At 68.9% G+C, this 24153-nt stretch carries 17 protein-coding genes; 10 read left to right on the plus strand and 7 right to left on the minus strand.

All coding sequences use genetic code 11. The features are described 5' to 3' along the window. Positions 1-46 precede the first annotated feature (46 nt). A complete protein-coding gene (locus ACP4E5_RS02165; RefSeq protein ID WP_425824957.1) occupies positions 47-991 on the minus strand; it encodes an FkbM family methyltransferase in 945 nt (314 codons plus the stop codon). A gap of 504 nt (positions 992-1495) precedes the next feature. On the opposite strand from ACP4E5_RS02165, the gene ACP4E5_RS02170 reads away from it, so the two are divergent. The 4 genes from ACP4E5_RS02170 to ACP4E5_RS02185 all read left to right on the plus strand — a co-directional run bounded on the left by ACP4E5_RS02170 (position 1496) and on the right by ACP4E5_RS02185 (position 7446). Further along, positions 1496-3724: a bifunctional glycosyltransferase/CDP-glycerol:glycerophosphate glycerophosphotransferase gene (locus ACP4E5_RS02170; protein WP_425841028.1), complete on the plus strand. Its 2229-nt coding sequence runs from the start codon at positions 1496-1498 to the stop codon at positions 3722-3724. An 80-nt stretch (positions 3725-3804) separates the two neighbouring features. Next, positions 3805-4608: a class I SAM-dependent methyltransferase gene (locus ACP4E5_RS02175; protein WP_425824958.1), complete on the plus strand. Its 804-nt coding sequence runs from the start codon at positions 3805-3807 to the stop codon at positions 4606-4608. Between the two features lie 96 nt (positions 4609-4704). Beyond that, positions 4705-6042 carry a UDP-glucose dehydrogenase family protein gene (locus ACP4E5_RS02180; RefSeq protein ID WP_425824959.1) on the plus strand — a complete coding sequence of 446 codons (1338 nt, stop codon included), beginning with the start codon at positions 4705-4707 and terminating at the stop codon, positions 6040-6042. Positions 6043-6102: 60 nt separating this feature from the next. Beyond that, entirely contained in the window at positions 6103-7446 is a 1344-nt protein-coding gene (locus tag ACP4E5_RS02185) for a capsule biosynthesis protein CapZ (protein WP_425824960.1), read from the plus strand. A 34-nt stretch (positions 7447-7480) separates the two neighbouring features. Here the strand turns inward: ACP4E5_RS02185 and ACP4E5_RS02190 are convergent, their stop codons facing one another. From ACP4E5_RS02190 to dprE1, 3 genes are all read right to left on the minus strand, one after another. Beyond that, positions 7481-9208: a hypothetical protein gene (locus ACP4E5_RS02190; RefSeq protein WP_425824961.1), complete on the minus strand. Its 1728-nt coding sequence runs from the start codon at positions 9206-9208 to the stop codon at positions 7481-7483. A 97-nt stretch (positions 9209-9305) separates the two neighbouring features. After that, positions 9306-10061 carry a decaprenylphospho-beta-D-erythro-pentofuranosid-2-ulose 2-reductase gene (gene dprE2 / locus ACP4E5_RS02195; RefSeq protein WP_425824962.1) on the minus strand — a complete coding sequence of 252 codons (756 nt, stop codon included), beginning with the start codon at positions 10059-10061 and terminating at the stop codon, positions 9306-9308. Between the two features lie 34 nt (positions 10062-10095). Next, complete coding sequence (gene dprE1, locus ACP4E5_RS02200; protein ID WP_425824963.1) at positions 10096-11478, minus strand: decaprenylphosphoryl-beta-D-ribose oxidase; 1383 nt, start codon at positions 11476-11478, stop codon at positions 10096-10098. 165 nt (positions 11479-11643) lie between these two features. Here dprE1 and ACP4E5_RS02205 point away from each other — a divergent pair, with 165 nt between their 5' ends. The 3 genes from ACP4E5_RS02205 to ACP4E5_RS02215 are packed head-to-tail and all read left to right on the plus strand — an operon-like array spanning position 11644 to position 13562. Next, complete coding sequence (locus ACP4E5_RS02205) at positions 11644-12153, plus strand: phosphatase PAP2 family protein (RefSeq protein WP_425824964.1); 510 nt, start codon at positions 11644-11646, stop codon at positions 12151-12153. Beyond that, on the plus strand, positions 12146-13096 hold the full coding sequence (locus ACP4E5_RS02210) for a decaprenyl-phosphate phosphoribosyltransferase (protein ID WP_425824965.1): 951 nt from the start codon (positions 12146-12148) through the stop codon (positions 13094-13096). The genes ACP4E5_RS02205 and ACP4E5_RS02210 overlap by 8 nt, the downstream gene beginning before the upstream one ends. Positions 13097-13121: 25 nt before the next feature. Continuing rightward, positions 13122-13562 (plus strand): GtrA family protein, encoded by a 441-nt coding sequence (locus ACP4E5_RS02215; RefSeq protein WP_425824966.1) that lies wholly within the window; start codon positions 13122-13124, stop codon positions 13560-13562. Positions 13563-13628: 66 nt separating this feature from the next. Here ACP4E5_RS02215 and ACP4E5_RS02220 read toward each other — a convergent pair whose 3' ends face one another. Both ACP4E5_RS02220 and ACP4E5_RS02225 read right to left on the minus strand, forming a co-directional pair. Beyond that, positions 13629-17192: a bifunctional glycosyltransferase/CDP-glycerol:glycerophosphate glycerophosphotransferase gene (locus ACP4E5_RS02220; RefSeq protein WP_425824967.1), complete on the minus strand. Its 3564-nt coding sequence runs from the start codon at positions 17190-17192 to the stop codon at positions 13629-13631. After that, complete coding sequence (locus ACP4E5_RS02225) at positions 17189-19456, minus strand: bifunctional glycosyltransferase/CDP-glycerol:glycerophosphate glycerophosphotransferase (RefSeq protein ID WP_425824968.1); 2268 nt, start codon at positions 19454-19456, stop codon at positions 17189-17191. Before ACP4E5_RS02225 ends, ACP4E5_RS02220 begins: the two co-directional genes overlap by 4 nt. Positions 19457-19731: 275 nt before the next feature. Here ACP4E5_RS02225 and ACP4E5_RS02230 point away from each other — a divergent pair, with 275 nt between their 5' ends. The 3 genes from ACP4E5_RS02230 (at position 19732) to ACP4E5_RS02240 (ending at position 22570) form a co-directional block, all read left to right on the plus strand. Further along, positions 19732-21297, plus strand: coding sequence for a serine/threonine-protein kinase (locus ACP4E5_RS02230; protein WP_425824969.1), 1566 nt, complete (start codon positions 19732-19734; stop codon positions 21295-21297). A gap of 86 nt (positions 21298-21383) precedes the next feature. Next, a complete protein-coding gene (locus ACP4E5_RS02235; RefSeq protein ID WP_425824970.1) occupies positions 21384-22022 on the plus strand; it encodes a helix-turn-helix transcriptional regulator in 639 nt (212 codons plus the stop codon). Positions 22023-22099: 77 nt separating this feature from the next. Beyond that, complete coding sequence (locus tag ACP4E5_RS02240; RefSeq protein ID WP_425824971.1) at positions 22100-22570, plus strand: DUF3291 domain-containing protein; 471 nt, start codon at positions 22100-22102, stop codon at positions 22568-22570. A 135-nt stretch (positions 22571-22705) separates the two neighbouring features. Here the strand turns inward: ACP4E5_RS02240 and ACP4E5_RS02245 are convergent, their stop codons facing one another. Next, positions 22706-23947, minus strand: a complete 1242-nt coding sequence (locus tag ACP4E5_RS02245) for an ROK family transcriptional regulator (protein ID WP_425824972.1) — start codon at positions 23945-23947, stop codon at positions 22706-22708. Positions 23948-24153 lie beyond the last annotated feature (206 nt).

Raw genomic sequence — 24153 nt, forward strand, 5'->3', positions numbered from 1 at the left:
GCGACGCATTCTGCTAGCCCTCCCCCTTAAATCAGTTGGCGCTTCTTCAAGCCCGCTGCCCGCGAACCAGGCCCTTGAGGGAGTGCCCACGGGAGGGCAGGAACGATGAGTAGGGGGCGTTCCACCTTCGAGGGAAGGCGGCTCCTTCCAGCAATTCCACGTTGGTCCGCTCGTCACACTCGAGGATCGCTCTCAGCCAAGTGCGCATCGTGTGATGGAAGTCGTACGTCAACGGCTCGGGGGCGAGGAGCCAGTCACGTCCACAATGACTCACGTGCGTGTGGTAGTTCTCCGGGTATCGACGGATCCACGGGGTCTCGGCCTGGATCGGATGGAGTTCGTAGCCGAGTTCGGTGACAGCCCTCAGGCTCTGCTCCAGGGACTTGTGGTCGGAGCGGGGAAGGACCTCCAGAACGATCCAAGGACGATGCTCTTGCACCGTGCGCAGGGACCCGGCCAGGGCTTTCCCCTCCAGCGTCTCCACATTCAGCTTGATCAGATGCGGGCGCAGCGCAGGCCGCTCCTGGGTGAAGTCGTCCAGCGTGGTGACCGGCACGGTCACGGATTGTGTGTACGGGCGGCAGAACGCATTGAGGGAGTTGCAGGACTCCGACTTGAGGGAGAGATACAGCTCCGCGCTGCCCGGCGCGTCGGAGACGGCTGAACGAACGAGTTCAAACCCCAGGCCGTTCGCATCCCGGATGTCCGCACAGATCCTGGACGTATCCGGCGCGGGCTCAAAGGCATACACCGACAGGCGGCGGCCGTAGACGGCGTCGATGAGGTTCGCGTACAGGCCGATGTGCGCGCCGACGTCGTAGACAGCGCTCCCCTCCGGCGCCCGGTGCGCGATCGCCATCAGCGCCGCCTGCGTCAGAGGCTCGTAGCCGGCGAGCCCCGATCGGGACAACTGCCGCTGCACAGCCGTCCGCTTCCGATCCATGAAATTCAACGCACGGCGGTACGGTCCGGCCTGCGCGACAGCCGCCACGTTGTGCGGGAGAGCAACAACTAGGGGCATCGCGAAACATCTCTTCTGCAGTCGACCGAATCAACAGGCATCCGCAGCCACCTCCTTGCTCCCCTTTCCCCTCGGTAGAACACCCCTCCAGGGGCCGCACGACGCTAACCACACGCTCGGCCCTGACGACCGTTCCGGCACGCCCAACGCATGCCGGAAACACTCGAACGAGCAGGAACAGCTCACCATTTGAACCTCCCGGACGCACATTCCCCGCCGGTGTACGCATCCGGCCACGCCTCCCGACACATCCCCTCCGTCAGAGGCATCGACCGCCCGGAACATGACACGGGACACACACGAACCGATCAAGCAGCCCCGACCAACGGCCCGTACCGCTCCACCTGTTGCACCACATGACCCACCGCGCCAACACCACGAACCGCCGAACGTCACATGAAACATAACTGAATCCATCTTTTGTTGTTCCATGTACCTATGTCCCGTTTTCGTAGTCGACAGCTGGATACGTCCCTGCCCCGGTTCAGTGTGATCGTCCCCGCATATCTGGTCCAGGCGTACCTCCACGCGTGTCTCGATTCGGTGCTCGGCCAGTCCTACACCGACCTGGAGCTCATCGCCGTCGACGACGCCTCACCGGATGCCTGCGGCGAGATCCTCGACTCCTACGCGGCGCGTGACCCGCGTGTCACGGTCGTCCACCTCCCGCAGAACGTCGGCCTCGGCCGGGCCCGCAACGCGGGCCTCGCGCGGGCGACTGGCGACTACGTCGTCTTCCTGGACAGTGACGACACCCTCACCCCCGGGTCGCTCGCCGCCATCGCCGACCGGGTCAAGGAGACCGGCGGCCCGGACGTCCTGATCTACGACTACGCCCGTGCGCACTGGGACGGCAGCCTCGTTCGCAACCGGCACGCGCAGATGCTGAACGAGTCGGGCCCGCAGCCCTTCGCCCTGACCGATCGCCCCTCGCTCATGCGCCTGCTGATGGTCGTCTGGAACAAGGCGTACCGCCGCGAGTTCCTCACCAGGAGTGGCCTGACCTTCCCACCCGGCTACTACGAGGACACCGCCTGGACGTATCCGGCGCTGATGGCGGCGGACTCCGTCGCCACCCTCGACCGGGTCTGCGTCCACTACCGGCAGCGCCGCCAGGGCAACATCCTGTCCACCATCAGCACGAAGCACTTCGACGTATTCGACCAGTACGACCGGGTCTTCGCGTTCCTCGAGGAGCATCCCGAACTCGACGACCGGTGGCGGCGGGTGCTCTTCCGGCGAATGATCGACCACTTCTGCACGATCTTCACCACCCGCGGGAGGCTGCCGCGTGGCAGCCGCGCGGAGTTCCTCCGTCATGCTCGCCGTCACTACGCCCGTTACCGCACCCCTGGCGGCCCGGTGACACCGCCGACCCGGATGCGGCACGGCCTCGTACGCCTGGGCGCGTATCGCGCGTATCTGCTCATCACGGGGGCACGCAAGGCGAGAGCACGCGCTCTGCACCACCTCAGACGCGCAGCCCACTTGGCCCGCGGTGCGGCCTTGCAGACCCACTACCGCATCCAATGCCGACTGCCCGTCAAGGACGATCTGGCGGTCTTCTCGGCCTACTGGAACCGTGGCTACTCCTGCAGCCCTGCCGCGATCGAGTCCGCGGTGCGCAGCCTGGTCCCCTCGATGCGTACGGTATGGGTCGCGGGCCCCGCTCACATCCACACCGTGCCCGCCACGACCCGCGGCCTGGTCCCCGGCACGTTCGGCTACTGGACCGCGCTCGCCCGCGCGAAGTACCTGGTCAACAACGTCAACTTCGACCGCAGGCTGCGCAAGCGCCCCGGTCAGGTCCTGCTGCAGACCCACCACGGCACGCCCCTGAAGAAGATGGGCCTCGATCTCCAGGAACACCCGGCGGCAGGCGCAGGCATGGACTTCGTGACCCTCCTGGAGAACGCCGACAAGTGGGACTACAGCCTCTCGGCGAACCGGCATTCCACCCTCACCTGGGAGCGTGTCTACCCGGCCGGTTACACCACCCTCGAGTACGGCAATCCGCGCAACGACATCTTCGCGACGGCGACCGAGGCCGACCGTAGCCGTACCCGCGAGCTCCTCGGCATCCCCACGGGCGCGACCGTCTTCCTGTACGCCCCCACCCACCGCGACTATCAGCGCACCCAGACGCCCCGCCTGGATCTCGCCCGTCTGGCGCGCCACTTGGGACCGTCCTACGTCTTCCTGTCCCGCGCCCACTATCTGGCGATCACGGATGAGAACGCCACGGACACCCACCCGCGCGTGATCGATGTGACGGGCCACCAGGCGGTCGAAGAACTCTGCCTGGCCTCCGACGCGTTGATCACCGACTACTCGTCCCTGATGTTCGACTACGCGGCCCTGGACCGCCCGATCGTCCTGCTCACCGACGACCACATGGCGTACGAGGCCGCCCGCGGCACCTACTTCGACATCCGTGTCTCCCCGCCGGGTCCGGTCGCCCAGACGCAGGACGAATTGATCGACATCCTCGCCACCGGCCACTGGAACGGCGCCCGGTCCACCCGGCTCCGCGCCGCCTTCCGTGCGCGCTTCTGCCCCTACGACGACGGGCATGCCACGGAGCGGGTGGTGCGCAGGGTGTTCCTGGGAGAGCCGTCGGAGCCCAACCCCGTACAGCACGACCTGCGGCACGACGTCCCCGACGACGTGCCTTCGAACCGCTCCCTGTCCCAGGAGCCCTGATGCCCGTGCGCATAGCCACGCCATCGAGCGCTCCAGTCATCCGCTCAGTGATGCCACTGACATCCTCATGGGAAGTACACGTGAAACTCTTCAAAGCCCCCGCGAAGCCGCAGGCCGTCAAGCCGGTTGAGTCGAAGCCGATGGAGGCGGCGCCCAGCGCTGCCGACACGGAACAGATCCTGCGGTCTCTCCAGCAGCAGACCAAGACGCTGACCGCCGCGCTGACGGGCATCCGCAAGCAGCTCGAGCACCAGCCTTATGTGGTCGCCGAGTTGATGCGCCGCTACGACCACCTCATCGACCGCGACATGCCGATGCCGGTGCTCGGCGCCAATTGGGCCGCGATCGCGCCGACGGTCCTGTTCATCGTCGACGAGGTGATGGGCCGGCCGGCCCGGCGCACGATGCTGGAGTGCGGCTCCGGTGCGTCGACCCTGTGGACGGCGGCAGCGCTCCGTAAGTGCGGCGAGGGGCACGTGACGTCCATCGAGCACGACCGGGACTTCGCCGAGGTGACCCGGCAAGGGCTCGCGGACCACGGCCTGGAGTCGTGGGCGACAGTCGTCGACGCCCCTCTGGTGGACACCGAGGTCCCGGGCCTCGGCACACAGCCGTGGTACGACCTGTCCGGCCTCGGTGACGTCGCCGACGTCGACCTGCTCTTCATCGACGGACCGCCGCGCCCGACGGCGCCGCTCGCCCGCTACCCCGCGATGTCGCAGTTGCTGCCGCGCCTGGCCAAGGGCGCCCTCGTCGTCCTCGACGACACCAACCGCAAGGCCGAGCGCGACATCACCAAGATGTGGGCGGCCGAGGGAGCCTTCGACCGACGCGTCACCTTCGTCAAGGACGTAGCCCGTTCCACCGTCCTCCAACTCGACTGACCGGACGCGAGGTCCGGACGGGCGGACCCCGCTGATCGCTTCGGTGCGACAAGGCACCCCGAACGTCCAAGCCCGAACGTCAAAGACAGGACAGCAATGCGTATCTCGGTGATCGGATGTGGCCACCTCGGCGCCCCTCACGCCGCCGCCATGGCGGAGCTCGGGCACGACGTGATCGGCGTCGAACTCAACCCGGCCACGTGCCGGATCCTCCAGGGCGGGCGCGGCCCCTTCTTCGAGAAGGGTCTTGACGACCTGCTCGAGAAGTACGTGCCCACCGGCCGCCTCCGGTTCACCAGCGACCTCATGGAGGCAGCCGACTTCGCCGACCTCCACTTCATCGCGGTCGGCACACCTCTGCACGAGGACGGCCAGAGCTACGACATGGAGCAGGTGTTCGGCGCCGTCAGCGCGCTGGCCCCGCTGCTCACCCGCCCCTGCACCATCGTCGGCAAGTCCACCGTGACGGTTGGCACCGTGACGCGTGTCCGCGAAATCATCGCGGAACGCGCCGTGGACGGCGTCGATCTGGTGTGGAACCCGGAGTTCCTGCGCGAAGGGCACGCGGTCGAGGACACGCTCTACCCCGACCGCATCGTCGCCGGTGTGTCCAGCGCCGAGGGACGGAAGGCGATCGAGGCGGTGTACGCGCCGATTCTGGCCCGCGGGGACGTGGAGCTGATCGTGACCGAGCCGGCGACGGCCGAGATCATCAAGTCGGCGGCCAACTCCTTCCTGGCCACAAAGATTTCCTTCATCAACGCGATGGCCGAGGTGTGCACCCTCGCGGGAGCGGACGTGAAGACCGTCGCACACGGCATCGGTATCGACCACCGCATCGGGCACGCCGGCATGCGGCCCGGAATCGGTTACGGCGGCGGCTGCCTGCCCAAGGACCTGCGGGCCTTCACCCACCGGCTTGACGAGATCGGTGCCACGAACGCGGTCGCGCTGCTTCAGGCCGTCGAGGGCGTCAACCGTGGGCGTGTGGATGCCGCGGTCGACCTCGTAGAAGAGGCCGCCGGGAGCAGCTGTCTGGCCGGAGTGCGCATCGCGTTCCTCGGCGCCGCCTTCAAGGCGGGTACCAGTGACGTCCGCAACTCCCCCGCCCTCGAACTGGCCCGCCGGCTGCTCCAGGCCGGTGCCCACCCCGTCATCCACGACCCGGTGGCGATGGAGACGGCGCGGCGTCTGCACCCCGAATTCACCTATGCCGACACCCTCGCCGCAGCCCTGGACGGGGCCGAGGTCACCGTCCTGGCAACCGAGTGGCCTCAGTTCAGCGAGGACGCCGAACTCCCGGCCTCGGCCGCCCCCGCAGTGGCCGCACGCCGGCTGGTGGACGTCCGCACCTGCGTCGACCCACTCGACTGGGTCACGGCGGGCTGGACGGTGTGGCAGCTCGGGCGTCCGGTACGGCGTCCTCAGCCGTGATGTCTCGTGCGGAAGGCGCAGGCGCGCACCGTTCAGGAGCCCGAAAATCAGGAGTGAAGAATGACATCTGAGGCCATCGACCACACAAGCGTGACGTTCGCGGCGGAGCCTGCTGACACGGTGAACACCGAGATCGCGCGGCTCAGCCGCCGGGTCGCCCAACTGGAAGCCGAGAACGAGCGGATGCCACGGAGACCGGGTCCGCTCACGCTGGAGGAGTTCCTCCGGCCGATCCGCCGCGCCAGGGGGTCCTGTGACCTTCGCTGTGCGCGTGGGCACCAGCAGTCCAAGACCATCAAGGTCGTACGGCCGACCGGAATGACACTCCCGGCGAGCTCCGGACTGCGCCGTGAACCGCCCCGTGACCCCGCCGATCGGCAACCCGACTACCTCGAGAAGTTCGACAGCAGGACACTCTTCTACGACGCGTTCCGGCTCGGCGACGACGTGTGGCTCTCCGGACCACCGACCAGCAATCTGCGTGCCGGTCTCGAGAGCGCCGACTGGCACATGGACGGCACCGACGTGAGCGGCTCGGTCTCCCTCGGCGACTGGGGCCGCACACAGCGATCGAGGATCACCGGGGCACACCCAGGTAGACATCTGACGCTGGATCTGGCGGGCTCAAGATTCAGCATGGTGATCGCTCCCGACGAATCGGACCTGTTCGCCGGGCAGCGGACCATCATCACGAAATCGAAGGACAACGATCTCGTCTGGATCAGGGATTTCCTCAGGTATTACCACGTTGTGCACGGCGTGACGGGAATCGTCCTCTACGACAACAATTCCACCAGGTATCGCCCCGAGGACGTCGCCGATGTCATCGCCTCGGTTCCGGGAATCACCACGGCTGTCGTTGTCGCCTGGAATTACCCGTGGGGCCCTAATTCCGGCCCGAACAAGGTCTGGGATTCCGACTACTGCCAGTATTCCCTGATGGAGCACGGGCGCTTCCGATACCTCAGCAAGGCGGCGGGCGTCATCAACGCGGACATCGACGAACTGGTCCTCACGAACGATGCCCGGCCGGTCTTCGATCACGCGGCGGAGTCGGAGTCCGGTGCGGTCAGTTACGAGGGGCACTGGATCGCCAAGGCCACGATGGAACCCATGAACCCCCTGCGCCAGCGCCGCTTTGTCGACTACCGCCATCGTGCCCGCGGCACGACGACGAAGAAGTGGACCGTCATCCCGGAGATGATGGACTGGCAGACGACACAGTGGCGCGTGCACAGCGTCATCGGCTCGAACGCCGAGACCAGCGAACAGATCCATCATCGTCACTACCAGGGCGTGAACAACGGCTGGAAGTACAACCGTGCGGAAGCCACGGCGAAGCCGGGGACTCACACCTACGACGTGCGAATGAGCCGCGTTCTGGACATCGTCTTCGGGGACTGACGCGGCGGCGGAGGACCGCCGGCCGCTGCCAGCGTCATCCCCAGTGCGCCCCTGCCGCGGTCAGGCCCGGTGTCAGGTGCTGCCCGCAGCGCTGGCGGTCTTCGGTGTGGGCGGTGGGCAGCACCCGCCGCGTCCAGGCGCGTACGGCCGGCAGCCGCTCGGAATGTCCCACGGCGTCGGCCCGCACCCAGGCGCCGGCGCCGTCGGACGTGCGGTAGAGCGGCACGTAGCCCTTTGATACGAGCAGCGGCTCCTTCATACCGGTCTTGTCGGCCCAGCTGTCGGTGGCGTGCACAAAGGTCGGACGCAGCTTGTCGAGTGCGTATGCCTGCAGGCCCTTGATGTCATCGGCCGCCAGGTAGTCGGCGATGCGCGGCTCGGTCAGGCCTGCGAGGTCGTAGACCTTGAGCTTGCTGGTGAGCAGCGTGCCGCCGAGGCTGGGCGTCAGCACCGACGCGTGCCTGACGCCCAGCCGGTCGGCGTACTCGTTGAAGAGCACCCCATGTCGCTTGACGACCATGCACATGGCCAAAGTCGGCTTGGCGCGGAAGTTGGCGGCGGGTGCCCACTGGGCCGCGACGGAGAACAGCAGGCTCCCCACCAGGGCGGCCGCGAACAGCATCCTGCGGTGCGGCGCGGCCTGCTCGGCCAGCGATACCGCAGCGAGGCTCAGTGCCATGGCTCCGAGGCCCCATACGGGAGTTGCGAACCGGTACATGCCCATCCAGTCCGGGTTCAGGACGCCGAATGCGAACAGGGTCAGGCCGAGGGGGACCAGGACCCCGGGCAGTGCCGCCGCGAGGCGCCCGCGCCGGGTCAGTGCCACCGCGCACACGGCGACGGTGACGACGACGGTCGGCCAGCCCGCGAAGGAGAGCAGTTCGCCTGAGGTCTGCGCGAACGTCCGAACGTCGGGCAGCCCTTGCGACTTGGCCACCGCCGTATTGGGCACGATCCGCCCGAACTCGACGTGGCGCAGGACGAGGAAGAGCGCGTAAGGCAGGGCGAAGGCGCCGACGCCGTACGCCGCCGCCCGCAGCCGGGCGGTGAGTTCGGGGCGGCGCAGGGTCACGAGCAGGACGAGTGGATAGGCGCCCGCGAGCACCGCCCCGTCAGGTCGGGTCAGTGCGGCGGCCACTGCGAGCAGCCCGCAGGTGATCGCCGTGCGCCGGGTCACGAGGGTGCCGCTGGTGATCGCGCGTACGAGGACCGCCGCGAGCACGACGGCGAGCAGGGCGTACAGCGGGTTCTCCAGGCCGGAGAACGTCCAGGCCACGAAAGAGGGGTTGGCTGCCAGGAGCACGCCGGCGAGTCCGGTCACGACCCAGGGGCGGGCGACCAGGCGGTGCGCCGCGCAGGCGATCGCGAGCAGGATGCCTGCCGCGCACAACACTGCGAGCAATTTGGGGAACAGCACCAGGTCGGGTACGCCGAACCAGCTGCCGTGGTCGAACAGGCCGAGTCTACGACCGATGACCAGCAACGCGAGCCAGGTCGGATTGGAGTAGCCCTCGACGGGTTCGGCCCCGGGTTGCTGCACGGGCCCGAGGCCCTCGTCGATGCTGCGGGCATACGCGAAGGTGATCGCGGCGTCGTCCACGATCCAGCGGCCGAGCCACGTGCCGTGCCAGGTGATCAGGAGCGTGCCCATGGCGACGGCGACGGCGTCGGGCCAGTGGCGGATGGGCGCCGGGCGGGTCGCGGACCGGCCGGCTGTGTGCTCGGACTGCCCCGGGACCGTGGCAGTGTTCGATGTGGTCATTGCAGGGCCTTCTTCGGAGCGAACAGGGATGAGTACGGCCCCACGGGGCCCACTGCGACAGCCAGTTGCGTCGACAGCGTTTGCGTCGCGTTGTGCCCTACAGCGGCAGCCGCCGGAACACCGACCGCGGCACATGGCGCAGGCCCGACATGACGTAACGGAGAGTTCCCGGAACCCACACTGTCTCCGTGCGGCGCCGAAGGCCGGATTCGATGGCCTCGGCGACGGCGTCGGGGGTGGTGGCGAGGGGCGCATCGGGCATTCCGGCCGTCATGCGGGTGCGGACGAAGCCGGGGCGGACGATCATGACGTGGACGCCGGAGCCGTGGAGGGCGTCGCCCAGGCCCTGGGAGAAGGCGTCGAGGCCGGCCTTGCTGGAGCCGTAGATGAAGTTTGCGCGGCGGGCGCGTTCGCCTGCGACCGAGGAGAGGACGACGAGCGAGCCGTGTCCCTGGCTCTTGAGCGCGCTCGCACAGATCAGGCTTGCCGACATCGCGCCGGTGTAGTTGGTCTGCGCGACCCGTACCGCGGACATCGGTTCGATCTCGTCACGCTCCTGGTGCCCCAGGAGGCCGAAGGCGAGCAGGACCATGTCGATGTCGCCCTCGGCGAAGACCTTGCCGAGGGCCGCCTCGTGGGTGTCGGGGGCCAGGGCATCGAGGTCGACGGTGTGTACGTCGGCGCCCAGGTCCCTCAGTTGGGTGGCGGCGCCCTCCAGAGCCGGTGACGGGCGGCCCGCGAGCCAGACGGTGCGGGTGCGGCGGGCGACGAGGCGACGGGCGGTGGCCAGCCCGATCTCGGAGCTGCCGCCGAGGACGAGCAGGGACTGCGGGGCGCCGAAGGCGTCTTTCATGGGCGTTCTCCTGGGCGTACGGGATGGGCTGCGTCTACAGGTGCAGGCGGCGGGCGAGATCCGAGGTGAAGACACCCGCTGGGTCCAACTCGGCTCGCAGGGACTGGAATTCGGCGAGCTTCGGGTACATGCCGGCGAGCAGTTCCGGGCGCAGCCGGGAGTCCTTGGCGAGGTAGATGCGGCCGCCCGCCTGGGCCACCTCGCCGTCGAGCGAGTCGAGGAAGGGGCCGAGCTCCGGGAGGTTCGCGGGGAGGTCGAGGGCGAGCGTCCAGCCGGGCGTGGGGAACGACAGCCAGCCTGATCCCCCTGGCCCGAAACGCTTCAGCACGGCGAGGAAGGACGGGCAGCGCCGCTCGGAGATGCGCCGCACGATGCGGTGCAGGGCGTTCTCCTGGCCGAGTCCGACGACGAATTGGTACTGCACGAAGCCGCTGCGCCCGTAGATCCGGTTCCAGTGCGGTACGCCGTCGAGCGGGTGGAAGAAGGTGGAGATCTTCTGGAGTTCTCCAGTACGCGCGCGGGGTGCCTTGCGGTACCAGAGTTCGTTGAAGAGTCCGACGCTCACTCGGCCGAGCAGTCCTTCGGGTACGAAGGAGGGCGGCGAGGGCAGTTGGCCCGGTTGGAAGCGCAGGGGCGTTGCGCGCGCCCGCGCGGGCAGAGCATCCAGGGGCGCGTGGTCGCCGCGGGTGAGCACCGAGCGGCCCAGGGCGGCCCCGTGGGCGAGCAGGTCGATCCAGGCGACCGAGTAGCGGTAGCGGTGGTCCGTGGCGGTCAGGCGGGCCATCAGGTCGTCGAGGTCACGGGCGCGCTCGGTGTCGACCGTCATCAAAGAGGTCTGCACGGGGAGCAGTTCGATGGTTGCGCGCAGGACGACGCCGGTCAGGCCCATGCCACCCGCAGTCGCTTCGAAGAGTGGCTCGCCGCGGCGCACCGTGCGCACCGTCCCATCGGCCGTCAGGAGTTCGAGCGTCGAGACGTGCCGCGAGAACGCCCCGGAGACGTGATGGTTCTTTCCATGGATGTCGGCGCCGATGGCACCGCCGACCGTCACATAGCGGGTGCCGGGGGTCACGGGTACGAACCAGCCGAGCGGAAGCAGTACTTCCATCAGTCGGTGCAGGCTGACTCCCGCGTCGCACTCCACCAGGCCCGCGTCCGCGTCGATGCGGTGTACGCGGTCGAGTGCGGTCATGTCCCAGACGGCGCCGCCCGCGTTCTGCGCCGCGTCACCGTAGGCCCGTCCCAGTCCTCGGGCGATACCGCCCCGCGCGCCGCAGTTGAGGACACCGGCTCTGACCTGCTCATACGTGTGCGGCCTGGCGAGTCGGGCGGTGGTCGGCGCGGTGCGGCCCCAACCGGCGAGCGGAACAGGCAGGTTGGGGGAATCAGGTGATTTCGATGTCGTCCGGGATGACATGGGGGCGACAGTAACGGTCATTGAGGTGGAAACCGGAGCTTCCTAGGCCAATTAGGTGGCCACCGGGCGGGTCGCGATACAGGTCCCGGTACGGGCCACCCACGACCTGGATAGATGAAAGTCCCTTTTCGGTTGATTCATTCAGGTTTTAAGAAAGGGCCTTTCATGCGCGACCTGGACGACAGACTCCTTGCGGCGCTGCGTGAGTGTGGCGGTGACCGGCATGTGGCGTCCGTGGCCCGCGCGCTCTCCTTCAGTGGTGAGCACGGCGCTCTGTGGATCGCCACCGGGCTCGCCGGGGCCGCGCTCGACCGCGAGCGGCGCACCTGCTGGCTGCGGGCCACGGCCCTGACGGCGACCGCTCATCTCGCGAGCATGGGCCTCAAGCGCGTGGTGCGCCGCGCGCGTCCCGAGGTGGAGCCTCTGGTGGCGACGGCCGGCCGGCACTCCTTCCCCAGCTCGCACGCCACGTCGGCCGCCGCTGCCGCTGTCGCCTACGGAGCGCTGCGCCCGGCCGGGGCGCGGATCGTGCCCCCGCTCGCGGCCGTGATGTGCGTATCGCGACTGGTCGTCGGCGTGCACTACCCGAGCGATGTCGCGGCGGGCGCCGCGCTCGGGGCGCTCACCGCGCGCGCGGGTGCCGCATGGGCGGGCCGGGGAGGTCGGCATGCCTGAACGCACCGCGCTGCTCGATCAGAGCGGCCGCCCCGGCGCGAGCACACAGCGTCCCTCCCCGATCGGCCTGCCCTTCGGTCTGCTCAGGACCGCGCGGCCACGCCAGTGGGTCAAGAACGGCCTGGTGGTGGCCGCCCCGGCCGCCGCGGGCGAGCTGTTCTCACGTGGCGCCCTCACCCAATTGGCCCTCGTCTTCGCCCTGTTCACGGCCGCCGCGTCCGCGATCTACCTGATCAACGACGCGCGCGACGCCGAAGCCGACCGCGCACACCCGCAGAAGCGCCACCGCCCGGTCGCGGCGGGCCAGGTGCCGGTATCCGTCTCCTACGTGACGGGCGGCCTCCTCGCCGTACTTGCCCCGACAGCGGCCGCGTTCCTGTGCACTCCCATGACCGCCGCCCTGCTGGCCGCGTATGTGGGCATGCAACTCGCCTACTGCATCAGCCTCAAGCATGTACTCGTCGTCGATCTCGTCGTCGTGACCACCGGCTTCTTGATGCGCGCGATGATCGGCGGAGTGGCGCTCGAGATCCCGCTGTCGCGCTGGTTCCTGATCACGACGGGCTTCGGGGCGCTTTTCGTGGTGTCGGCCAAGCGCTACTCGGAAGCCGTGAACATGGAGGGCAAGAACGGCGCCACGCGTGCGCTGCTCACCGAGTACACCACCGGATACCTCCGGTTCGTTTGGCAACTGGCGGCCGGGGTCTCGGTGCTCGCGTACTGCCTGTGGGCGATGGAGTCCAGGGGCTTCACCGACGCGACGCTGCTGCCTTGGCGGCAGCTGTCGATGGTGGCCTTCATCCTCGCGGTCCTGCGTTACGCCGTCTTCGCCGACCGGGGCAGCGCGGGCGCGCCGGAGGACGTCATCCTCCGGGATCCACCCTTGGCCCTGATCGCCCTCGCCTGGCTCACGCTCTTCGGCCTCCAGGTCGCGGAGCTGTGAGCCCTCGCACGCCCTGGTGGTCACCGTGGCCGTAACCCGTTCGGAGATCATCGGCTTCGCGGCGGCGGGACTTTGCGCGTACGCCGCCGATCTCGCCGTCTTCGTGTGGCTGCGCGGACCGGTCGGCTGGGATCCGATCACCGCCAAAGTGGCGGGCTTCGTGGCCGGCTGCACGGTGGCATACGTGGGCAACGCCCTCGGCACCTACCGGCGGCGCGGGCATGAACAGGCTTCCCGCGTCAGGCAGTACGCGGTCTTCTTCGCGGTCAACATGGCGGGCGCCCTGGTACAGCTCGCGTGCCTGGGCGTATCGCACTATGCCCTCGGCTTCACCTCGCAGCGCGCCGACACGATCTCCGGAGCGGGAGTCGGCATGGCGCTGGCCACGTTGCTGCGCTTCTGGGGGACCAGGACGCTGGTGTTCCGGGGAGAGACAGGAAAAGCCACGCACTCGATGGTCGGGTAGTCGGCGCGCCGAGGAGGGAGGATCCGGCCGCGGGCCGGAGCCTCCCTCCTCGGCGGGCCGGTCCTGTCAGACCTCCTCGGCCTGCTCCAGCATCCGGTCGACGACCCGGGCGGCGGCCTTGCCGTCGTCCAGGTCGCAGAACAGGTGTTGGAAGCGCGCGAACCGGTCCTGGTGCGCGATGTGTACCTTCTCGATGTCCCGGATCGCCTCGATCAATTCTTCCGAGGTCCGGAGCAACGGCCCCGGGGAGTCGGCCTCGAAGTCGAAGTAGAAGCCGCGCAGGGTGTCCCGGTAGTGATCCAGGTCGTACGTGAAGAACAGCATCGGCCGCTCGAGGTGCGCGTAGTCGAACATCACCGAGGAATAGTCGGTGATCAGGACGTCGGCCACCAGGTAGAGGTCGGCGATGTCCGGGTATTCCGAGACGTCCCACACGAAGCCGTCGCCGGCCTGCGGGACGACGTCGACGATGTTGGAGTGGCGGCGGATCAGCAGGGCATGGTCCTCGCCCAGCCGTTCGCGGGCCTCGGCAAGGTCGATCCTTAGGTCGAACTTGAACTGGCCGGCCTTGTGTGCGCTGTCGTCCCGCCATGTGGGGGCGTAGAGGACGACCCTCTTGCCGTCGGGCAGGCCCAGTTCTCGGCGGACGCGGGCGGCCGTCCTGTCCCGGTCAGGAGCGTGGAGCCGGTCGTTTCGGGGATAGCCGGACTCGAGGATCTCACCCTGGTAGGAGAAGGCTCGGCGCAGAATCGGAGTGGAGAAGCGGTTGGCGGACACCAGTAGGCTCCAATTGCCCACTTCACGCGCGAGCCGGTTGTGGTACTCGCGGTCGAAGCGCGGAGTCGCGATGTCGTGGCCGATCTGCTTCAGCATGGTGCCGTGCCAGGTCTGGACGACGACCTGGCCCGGACGACGCTGGAACCAGTCGGGCAGGTGTCCGTTAGTGATGATGTAACGGCTGGTGGCCAAGGCCTCGAACCACTCGCTGCCCCACATGCGGACCTTCTCCAGGCCGTCAGGCAGTTCGACCTGCCCGTCTCGGACGACCCACAGGTGCCGCAAGTCCGCCCCCCGGCGGACCAGTTCCTCGTGCATCGCACGTGGGCTGTCGGAGCACTGCTTGCCGTTGTAGCTGAAGTAGCAGACCTGATCACGCAAGGGTTCGTTCTCACGCATCGGCGCGTAGAGGTTGTTGCGCAACTGGAGCTGGCGGTACGGGCCGCGCTCGTCATCGCCCAGTTCGGAACGGCAGTTGAGCTGCGGGAAGTCCTCCCACCGGTTCTCCAGCCAGTAGCGACGGCCTTTCAGTTCGCTGTGCAGGGGGAACTGCGGCAAAGCGAGGCGGTCGATGACGAAGGGCGTACGCGGTTGGTCACCCTCGCCCACGAGGAGCAGGTTCCAACGACCTGCCCTCAGCGGCAAGCCTCCACCCGACCCACCCATGACGGAAGGATCGAAGGACGCGGTGAAACATCCGTCGGGGCGCCAGTCGACAGCACCGCGGCGCTCATCGGCACGACTACTGGCAGACAGCACCAGCTTCCGGCCGATGTCCGCGAGACTTGCCCGGCCGGAGAGAACGATTTTCCCGTCGAGTTCGCCGATGCGGTCGATGACTGCACGCCGAGCCCTGCTGGTGATCTTCAGATATCCGTTGGCCCCACTCGTCACGGCGATCTCGGCACCCTCGCCGACCGCACCGAACTGCTCGAACAAGTCCGTGGCCAGGTCTGCGAGACCTTCCCGGACCACGGTGGAGAAACGGCGTTGGGTGCTCTGCGCGTCCGTGGCGACCCATTCGGTGCTCCAGCGGCTCTTGCCTGGGCGAGTGGCGCTTCCGTCAGGGCTCACGAGCAGCGCGACCTCCGCCAGGGGGACGGTGACAGCGAGCGCGCTGCCACGGCTGCTGCCGTCCACCACGGCCGGATAGTCCATGCGGTCGCCTGTGGCGCGGTTGGTCAGCCGCAGCGACATGCGCTCGTCCGGCCGCAGCTCGGTGCGGAGTTCACCCGACACACGCAGTACGTCGCCGACGAATCGGCGGTCCGTGATCAGTGCGCGTACCCGCTCGACGCGGACCTTCAGAGCGCCTCGGACGCTGTGAGGAACGAGCCGGTGGTCCGCGTCCACCCAGTGCACGGGTGGGTAGTTGGCGGTTGCGGCACCTCGTGTCCACACCGCGCTCCTGCGGAACAGGCCGCCCGCGTACACATGAATGCCGACGTGCCAGAGCCCTTCCTGCCAGACGCCGCGCCTACGGAACCTCTCGGGGTCGATCTCGACGCGCCAGCCGGCCCAGTCGTAGTTGTGGGACTTCTGACCGGAGTCAGTGGTGGCCTGCGGGTGATGGACGTTGGCGGCGGGCAGCAGGGTGCGGCGGCGACTGCCGTCCCGCTTGAGCTGGATCGCCTTGACACTGCTGCGGCGGCCGGGCAAGTCGATCCGGCTGATCCAGGCGTCACCCTCGAGAACGAGCTTGCCGCCCTTCCACTCGGCGGCACGCAGCGGCGAGCGCAGTGAAAGCTCCTTGTCGATCCGCAGGGCCTGCTTGGGCAGCACGAAGCCGCGCTCGGTAAGTGGGGTGAACTCGGCGTATTTGCGGCGCAGGCCAGTGATGGGAACCCGGTCCCAACGCTGGCGTGAGGCGAGCAGGTCGAGAAGCTCGTCCATGGCGTGCTTACGCACCAGAATCCACTGCACCCGCAGTTCAGTAGGTAGTTCGAGGACCAGCTTGGGGTCGATCTGGTCCAGGAACCGGTTTGCCTCGGACAGAAAGGCCTCGCGGTATGCAGCGTCGCCGTCGGGCAGTACGCGCAAGAAGATCCGGAGGTCGTCGCGCAGGGCCCGGCCGTCGTACTCCCGCTTGAACGCCTCGGCGCGCGGGTCGGGCAACGCAGCAAGAAAGGCGCTGACGGCGAGGACCCCGGCGATCCGGTCGCGGACGGACTGCGGTTCTGTGCGGCGCTGGGTGATCGAGGGTGCGGCCCAGCTCTCGCGCAACCGCCAGTAGTAGACCGGCTCGCCGACGATGTCGACGGCCTCGGCGCGGTAGTAAGCGGGCAGTACGACCGGGGTGTCCTCGTACAGCACACCCTCGGGGAAGGAGAAGCCGCACCTGTCCCAGAAGGCGCGCCGGTAGACCTTGTTGCAGGCGATCCGGTCGGCGATCAGCCGCGGGTCGTCGGCGATATGAACCCGGCGTCGGGCCTCACCGGACAGCATCCGCATCTGCCCCGCCTGCCAGGTCTTCTCGCCTCGCAGATGGTGCACGTTTCCCGTGGCGAAGTCGGAGCCGGACTCGTCCAGGCTGCCGACCATCGTCCGGTAGGCGTCGGGCGGTACGACGTCATCACTGTCGACGAACGCAATGTATTCACTCGACGGCGAGACATGTCCGAGACCGGTGTTGCGCGCCGCACCGAGTCCGGCGTTCTCCTTGCGTACGAGCCGGAAGCGACCGTCGCGGGCCGCGTACTCGGCGGCGATGGCGGCCGAGCCGTCCGGGGAACCGTCGTCGACCATGACGACCTCGAGGTCCTTCATGCTCTGCCCGGCCAACGAGTCCAGGCAGGCGGGCAGGTACTCCTCCACGTCGTAGATGGGGACGATGACACTGAGGCGGGTGCTCATCGGGCTCGTTCTTCCTTCGCTGCCGGAGTGTGGGGGATCTCGGTGCCCACACATGCGGGCCGGGTGGGAGCGGGGGCGACGGGGCGCAGTTCGAGCGGTGTCATCGGGACCGGGGTGGTGTCATCGAGGAACACCCGGCGTACGACGCGTTCAGCGGCGCGGCCGTCGTCGAACTGGCAGAAGCGGCGGCGGAATCCGGCCCGCAGGGCGGCGGCCTCGGGGCTGTTCCAGACTCCTTCGGTGAGCAGTTCTTCCAGGTCGTCCTGGGTGCGGGCGACGGCACCTGGTGGCTCGTGCAGCAGGTCGAAGTAGGTGCCGCGGACGGCGGAGTAGGTCTGCCAGTCGTCGGCGTAGATCACGATCGGCCGGTCGAGGACCGCGTAGTCGAACATCGCGGAGGAGTAGTCGGTGATCATGCCGTCGGCGGCGAGGTAGAGGGTCTCGACCCTGGGGTGGCCGCTGACGTCCTTGATCCGGCCGGTGCGCCGCAGCTCGCCGGATTCTGGGGCCGCGTCGTAGAAGTAGTGGCCGCGTACGAGCAGGACGGTGTCGGGGCCGAGGGCTTCCGCGAGGCGGGCGAGGTCGAGCCGGGGTACGAAGGAGCCCTCGTACTCGCGGTAGGTCGGCATGTAGAGCAACGCGGTCACCCCCTCGGCGAGGCCCAACTCCCGTCGCGCCCAGTCCACTTCGGTGGCGCGCGCGCCGGCCAGCACGTCGTTGCGCGGGTAGCCGGTCTCGAGGATGGTGTGGGCCGAGGGGTAGACCCGCTCCCAGACGGCCGTGGAGTGGGTGTTGGAGGAGACGCCGTAGTCCCAGCGGTCGCAGCGCCTGAGCAGCGCGTCGAAGTCCATGTGGGTGGAAGCCGGGTAACGCCGTTGGTCCATGCCCATCGTCTTCAGTGGGGTGCCGTGGTGTGTCTGGACGTGGATCTGGCCCGCACGCTTGACCACGGAGTCGGCGAAGTTGACATCGTTGACGAAGTACTTGGCACGGGCCATGACCGACCAGTAGGCGCGTGAGCCGACCAGTACGTACTCGGTGCCGTCCGGGACCCTGCTCACGCAGTCCGGCCGGATCAGCCAGACGCGGCGGATGTGCGGGGCGAGTTGCGCGAGGCGGTCGGCGATCGCGGCCGGATTCCCGGTGATGCCGCGACTCCAGTACGAGGAGAAGACGGCGAGGTCGTCCTCGATGGGCCGGCACATCTCGGCCCGGTAGTGGGCGGCCATCGCGGCACGCTTGGCGCCGCGGACCGCGCCCAGGGCCCGGCGCTGCACGGCCCGGGTACCGCGCACCGTCTCGTGCAGGCCGCGCATGGCCGGGTGGAGGTCCTGTTCGAGCAGTACGTAGCGGTGGCCGCGTCGGCCGCCGGGCCGCCGGTAGCCGTCGGGCCGTCGCTTGCGGTAGTGGCGGGCGGCCTCGTGGAAGAACTCGGCCTTGTCCTGCTCGGGCAGCCGGCCGGGCTTGGTGTAGATGGTGAGGTAGTGGTCGACCATCTTCTCGAACAGGCACTCCCGCCAGGACTCCAGCTCCGGGTGGGCGTCGAGGTGTGCGAAGACCAGGTCGTACTGGCCGAAGATGTCGAAGTGCCTGCGGCTGGTGGTGCTCAGGATGTTGCCGCCCTGACGGCGCTGGCGGTACTCGACGCACACCCGGTCGAGGACGGCGATCCGCTCGGCGGTGGTCAGCGCGGTGAACGTCCACGGGACGTCCTCGTAGTATCCGGCGGAGAAGGTGAAGCCGTGCTCGTCGAGGAACGCGCGCCGGTAGGCCTTGTTCCAGACGACCTGCAGCAGCCCGAGCAGGCTGGGGCGGTCCGCGAGCCGGAAGACGTCGGGCCCCTGCTCGGCGAGGAGGTGGGCGACGCTGTCGGGCCGCCGGCTGCCGTCCCAGTAGACGCGCGTGTAGTCGAAGACGAGGAGGTCGGGGTCGGCGGTGGCGTCGAGCCGAGCGGCCACCGCGGTCAGGGCGCCGGGGGCCAGGGTGTCGTCGCCGTCGAGAAAGACGACGTAGTCGCCAACGGCCTTCTCGAGACCGGCGTTTCGGGCTCGACCGAGACCCACGTTCCGCTCGAGGTGTACGGGGCGGACGCGGCGGTCGGTCGACGCGTATTCGTCGAGTATGGCGCCGCAGGCGTCGGGCGAGCAGTCGTCGACAGCGATCAACTCGAAGTCGCCGTATTCCTGTGCCAACACCGAGTCCAGACATTCACGCAGGTACCCCTGCACGCGATGGACGGGGACCACGATGCTGAAACGCGGCATGGACGGCGACTCCTGTCTGTCTGCTGTCGGGCGACTATATAACCTCTTCAGCGATAAATGAGGGCATTGCCCTTTATGGGCTTTGTCGCTCATTACGGCTATTGATGCACCCTTCGGAAGCCGACTTCCCATCGATCACTGAGAGGGCTCCGTGGAGAGTCGCGGCCCGGTGTACCGATCGGGGCCCCAGGTGTCTACGGTGGTTGTGAGGTGGTCAGGGCTCGAGGGGACGGCAGGACCTGAGGGGCCGACAGGAGACGGGCGGAGTGCGGGCCATGGGGGATGAGCGTGCGAGCGGCGCGGGGCACGGGCGGGTGATCGCCGGGCGGTATCGCGTCGTCGGGCGGCTGGGCAGTGGCGGGATGGGCACGGTGTGGCGTGCCGTTGATGAGCGGCTGGGGCGCGAGGTCGCCGTCAAGGAGCTCCGTGCGGTCGACGGTGCCGACGGAGCGGATCCGGGCGAGCAGCGGTTGCGGATGCAGCGTGAGGCGCGGGCTGCCGCGCGGGTGCGGCATCACGGGGTGGTCGCCGTGCACGACGTCGCCGAGCACGAGGGCCGTCCGGTGATCGTGATGGAATTCGTCGACGGCGAGTCGTTGCAGGGGCTGTTGCAGCGGAGTGGTCCGCTGGAGCCTCGCGAGGCGGCGCGTATCGGCGCTCAGGTGCTGGACGCGCTCGCGGCCGCGCACCGTGCCGGCGTGTGGCACCGGGACGTGAAGCCCAGCAACATCTTGTTGGAGCATGGTGGCCGGGTCGTGCTCACGGACTTCGGCATCGCCGCTCTGCAGGAGCCGGGTGATGGCGCTGCCACGCGGATCACGCGGAGCGGTGAGCTCGTCGGCTCTTTGGACTATCTCGCGCCCGAGCAGGTCCGCGGCGGCGATGTGGGGCCCGCCGCGGATGTGTGGGCGTTGGGTGCCTCGTTGTACGCGGCCGTCGAGGGTGCGCCGCCGTTCCGGCGCACGTCGACCTGGTCGACGATCACCGCGATCGCGACCGAGCCGTTGCCCACGCCGCAGCAGGCGGGTCCGCTCGCGCCGGTCCTGACCGAACTGCTGGACAAGGACCCGGCGTTGCGGGCCGACGCCATGCGTGCCGCGCAGTTGTTGCGGGCCGCGGCCGCGGGTGAGCCGCTGCCGCCCCAGTCGCCCGACACCGTGCGACTGCGTCGTGGGAGGGAAGGGCGGCAGGCAGCGGTGCCCGGTGCCGATGCCTTCGCGGTGGGTGCTCCTCTCGTGCCCTCTCCCCCGCATCATCCCGACCCTCATGGCGCGCCGACCGTCACCGCGCGGCGAGGCCACACTCGACGGCGCGGCACCGTCGTCGCCGCGGTGGCCGCGGTGCTGCTGGCCGGGGCCGCGGCCACCTACGTCGTGACCAGTCAGGGCGGCGACGGCGGGGGCGGTGGAGCGTCGGGGCCGGTCGCTGATGGCACCAAGTCGGTTGTCTCACCGTCCAGTTCGTCGTCCGACTCGTCGACCCGTGCGCCGTCCGGCGATTCCTCGCCGTCACAGCCCGCGGATGACACCAACGGTGACTCCGCGAGCGCCACCCCCTCCCCTGGCTGTTCGCACATCGACGGCGGCAAGTCCAACTGTCGGGTGTGGCGCTCCACCACCTCGTACGACTCCGAGCACCGTCCCGTCGGCACGATCCACCCGGGCACCAACTACTTCTACTGCCAGGTCAAGAGCACGCAGCGGGAGCGGTACGGGAAGTGGACGAACGTGTGGTGGGCGAAGACCGATGACGACAGCGGCAACGCCGGTGTGTTCATCAGCGATGTCTATCTCACCGGCGGGAAGAACGATCAGCCCGTGCCGGGGCTGGCGGTGTGTTGAGCGCCCGGCCCGCCCGGGGACGCGCCGCTGCGCAGCCTTGACCGTGCTTCTCTATTAGGCATCCTCATTGGTCATAGACTTGTCGTGTGACGAACGACGATTCCGCATTCGCAGCAGTGGGCGCACTGAGTGATCCCGTACGCCGTCGCCTCTATCGCTACGTCGCCGCTCAGCCGGACGACGTAGGGCGTGACGCGGCGGCGGAGGCGGTCGGTGTCTCGCGGTCGCTGGCCGCGTTCCATCTGGACAAGCTGGTCGGCGCGGGGTTGTTGGCCGCGTCGTCGCGGCGGCTGTCCGGGCGTACCGGGCCGGGCGCGGGGCGGCCGACGAAGGTGTATCGGCGTGCCGAGGGTGAGCATGCCGTGTCCCTGCCGCCCCGGTCCTACGACTCGGTCGGCCACCTGCTCGCCTCGACCGTGGAGAACGCGGGCCTGGACCGCGAGTTGCAGGAGGCGGCGCGGGCCGCGGGCGCTGCGCAACCGGATGTGGACGGCGACGACCTGGTCGGCGTGCTGGCCGAGCGCGGGTATCAGCCCTACTGGGACGAGGAGACGCTGCGCCTTCGCAACTGTCCCTTCCATGCGCTGGCCGAGGAGTTTCCCGCCCTCATCTGCGGGATGAATCTCGCGCTCCTTGAGGGGCTTGCGCCCGCGACGTGGTCGCCTGCGATGGATCCGTGTCCGGGAGGCGGGTGCTGCGTGGCGTTCCGAAGGAAGTCTGGCTGATCGTGTCGTCTGCGCGGTGGCCGTTTCTAAAACAAACGAACGTTGACTATAGAAGCGGGCTCCGCCATGCTGGGCCCATGACTGGCTTTCACCTGGCACAGGTCAACATCGGCCGCCTCGTCGCCCCGCTGACCGGGCCCGAGCTCGCCGACTTCGTCGCGCAGCTTCCCGAGATCAACGCGCTCGCCGACGGCAGCCCCGGATTCGTCTGGCGCATGGTCGACGAGGTCGGCGAGGACGCGACCGGCTTCCGTCCCGACGACGCCGACGACATGATCCTGATCAACTGCTCGGTCTGGGAGTCGGTCGAGGCGCTGCGGGCGTTCACGTACCACAGCGATCATCTGCGTGTGCTGAGCCGGCGCCGCGAGTGGTTCCAGCGCATGGCCGAGGCGCACCAGGCCCTGTGGTGGGTGCCGGCGGGCCATCGCCCGAGCGTCGCCGAGGCGATGGAGCGGGTCGCGCTGGTGCGTGAACACGGGCCGGGGGCCGAGGCGTTCACCTTCCGTGCCCCCTATCCGGCGCCGGTCGCTACCGTCGGCCGCTGAGGCGAAGGCCCAGGCGAAGACCCAGGCGCTGGCTCTGCATCCGGCTCCGGCTCCGGCTCCGGCTCCGGCTCAGAGCGTGCAAGTGAGTGACACCGCGCCACGCTGACGCCGGGGCGTACGCGACCGTCCCCCATCTCAGCCCAGCACCTCCGTCAGCATCCGCCACCCCGGCGCGTAGCGCCCGTGCAGGACGAGGGACGCGGCGCCCACCGCCCCGGCCGTCTCGCCGATCAGGCTCGGTTCGACCGTCACGCCGCCCAGCGCGCGGACCACCGATGTCGTGTTCACCGCCTTGTCGATCTCCTCGCCCAGTACCTGTTCCACGCCGACGAGTGCCTCGCCGCCGAGCACCACCCGGCTCACGTCGAGGAGTGCGACGGCTCCACGCACCGCCTGCCCCATCCGACGCCCCGCCAGGCGCACCACGTCACAGGCTGCTGCGTCCCCGGCGCCCACCGCACGCCGTAGCAGCTTCCAGTCGGCGCGCACCGCGTCGGGGGCACCTGTGAGACCTATGCGGCGTGCGGTGGCGGCGCCGTGTCGGGTGAACAGGTCGTCGACCAGGGCGGCGGGGTTGCAGTGCGGTTCGAGGCAGCCGTTGTTCCCGCAGGCGCAGCGGCGGCCGCCCGGTTCGATCTGGGCGTGGCCGATCTCGCCCGCGTTGCCCGAATCGCCGCGCAGTACTTGGTTGTTGAGCATGACGCCGGCGCCGATCCCCGCGCCCATGTACAGGAACAGGAAGCCGTCCGCGCGCGCCTCGCCACCGATCCAGCGTTCGCCGATCGCGGCGGCCGTCGCGTCGTTGTCCATCGCCACCGGCATGCCGGTGGCCTGCGCGAACATGTCGACCAGGGACACGCGGCGCCAGCCGTCGAAGTTCGGCGGGTCCACGATCGCGCCCGCCTCCGCGTCGATGGGGCCGGGCGCCGCGATCCCGAGGCCCAGCAGCCGGCTGCGGTCGATCCCCGCGCGCCCCGGCAGCCGTAGCGCCGCGCGCGCCACCCGGTCCACCACCTCGGCCGGATCGCTAGGCCGTGGCAGCGCGAAGTGGCGGCTGAGCAGCACCGACCCGGCGAGGTCCACCAGGACGATCACCGCGGCGTCCGGGTCGAGATGCACCCCGAGCGCGTAGGCTCCGTCGGCGCGCGGGGTGAGCAGGGTGCGGCGTTTGCCGCCGCTGGAGGGGGCGCGGCCCGACTCGGCGATGAGGCCCTCGTCGAGCAGCCGGCGCACGACGTTCGACACGGTCTGATTGGTGAGTCCGGTCAGCGGCCCCAACTCGACGCGGCTCACCGGCCCTTTGGTGCGGATGGCGGCCAGGACGACGGCCTGGTTGTAGCCGCCGACCCTGGGCAGGTTGGTGCCGCCGCGCGCCATGGCGTTCCTCCTTCGGGCGAGTCCGTCGTGGCGGTCTCGCCAACTCGTGTCCAGCGCACCGGGTTTCGGCGTCGAGATTATGCAGCAGGCGTTGACTTAGTCCATCCATTGGATTTAGGTAATCGCCAACGCATCACGCACGACGCACTCCACGCCCGCATCGTCGGTGGCTTCCGCATCGCCACCCGACCGGTGCAACCGCAACA

The sequence above is a fragment of the Streptomyces fractus genome (assembly GCF_049844455.1).
Lineage (GTDB): Bacteria > Actinomycetota > Actinomycetes > Streptomycetales > Streptomycetaceae > Streptomyces > Streptomyces fractus.